Source organism: Acidocella sp. MX-AZ02 (assembly GCF_000306035.1).
Classification (GTDB): Bacteria; Pseudomonadota; Alphaproteobacteria; order Acetobacterales; family Acetobacteraceae; genus Acidocella; species Acidocella facilis.
Window position 1 is genome coordinate 1 of record NZ_JH976229.1, and the last position, 1381, is coordinate 1381.

1 protein-coding gene is annotated in these 1381 nt (G+C 62.1%); it reads right to left on the reverse strand.

All coding sequences use genetic code 11. The features are described 5' to 3' along the window. Positions 1-53: 53 nt before the first annotated feature. Positions 54-1262: an IS256 family transposase gene (locus tag MXAZACID_RS17225; RefSeq protein ID WP_008495841.1), complete on the reverse strand. Its 1209-nt coding sequence runs from the start codon at positions 1260-1262 to the stop codon at positions 54-56. Between the last annotated feature and the right edge of the window lie 119 nt (positions 1263-1381).

Consider the following 1381-nt stretch of genomic DNA (forward strand, 5'->3'; position numbering starts at 1 on the left):
GGTAGCGTCCGTCAATGTGGTGGACATTCTGGTGTAGCTGAAGTGGCCATCGATCATGCGGCTGCAGTGGAAATCTGGTTTGGTTCAGCGTTGATCAGCGGGGGTGTAAGTTCAGCCATTCCCTCGATCTGCATATACCGGTTTTGTGTCTGCCACTCATCGTTTGCCTCCAGCAGCACGGCACCGATCAGCCGGATGATCGCTGCCTCGTTTGGAAAGATGCCTACGACATCGGCGCGGCGTTTGACCTCTTTGTTCAAGCGTTCCAAGGGGTTGGTGCTGTGGATTTTGGTCCGGTGCTGGGCGGGAAAATCCATGTGCGCCAGCACGTCGATCTCGCTGTCATCGATAAACGTGCCGAGCTTTGGCCACTTGCCGCGGAGCTGATCGGCGACATGGCGCAGGGTCTGGCTGGCATTGGCGCGGTCAGGCTGGATGAACGCCTGGCGCAACGCGGCGGATGCCATGTTCTGCTGGGCCTTCGGGACATAGGACAGCGCGTTCCTCATCCAATGCACCCGACAGCGCTGCCAGGATGCGCCCATGACCCGCCGGATCGCCGCCTTCAGCCCCTCATGGGCATCCGAGATGACCAGCTTAACCCCGTGCAGGCCGCGGCGCACCAAGCTCTTGAGGAAGGTTGCCCAGAAGGTCTCGGCCTCGGACGGACCAATGTGCAGGCCGACGATCTCACGGCGGCCGTCAGTGTTCGCTGCCACGGCGATTATCGCGGCAACCGAGACGATCCGCCCGCCCTCGCGCTGCTTGAGGTAGGTCGCATCCAGCCACAGATACGGCCAGTCACCGGCAAGCGGCCGGTCGAGGAAGGCATTCACCCGCTCGTCAATGTCCTTGCACAGCTTCGAGACCGTGCTCTTGCTGATCCCCGACAGCCCCATCGCTTGCACCAGCTCGTCCACCCGCCGGGTCGAGACGCCGCCGATCCAGGCTTCCTGAATAACCGCGCTCAAGGCCTTCTCCGAGGTCCGGCGGCTCTCCAGGAAGGGCGGGAAGTAGCTGCCTTGCCGCAGCTTGGGGATACGCAGTTGCAGGCTGCCAAGCCGCGTGTCCAGAGCCCGGTCCCGGTAGCCGTTGCGATACGTCGCGCGCTCGCCGCTACGCTCGTACCGCCCGGCACCGATCAGGCCGTCTACATCAGTCTCCATCAGCAATTGCACCACAGCTTCCGCAACGCTGCGCAGAAAATCGCCGTCACCGGCTTTGGCCAGCAGCTCGGCAAGTGGTAATCTCTCCTCGGTCATCGGGTTCTCCAGGCTCCAGGGGGAAGTCTCGCAACTCCACCATAGCCAAATGATCCGATGACCACCTCACGCTACACCGTTACGAGGGATGAAAGTCCACCAACAGCGCGGACACTACC

Excerpts from the sequence above, each read along its gene's own strand:
- MXAZACID_RS17225 (WP_008495841.1), bottom strand. The coding sequence starts at position 1,262 with ATGACCGAGGAGAGATTACCACTTGCCGAGCTGCTGGCCAAAGCCGGT.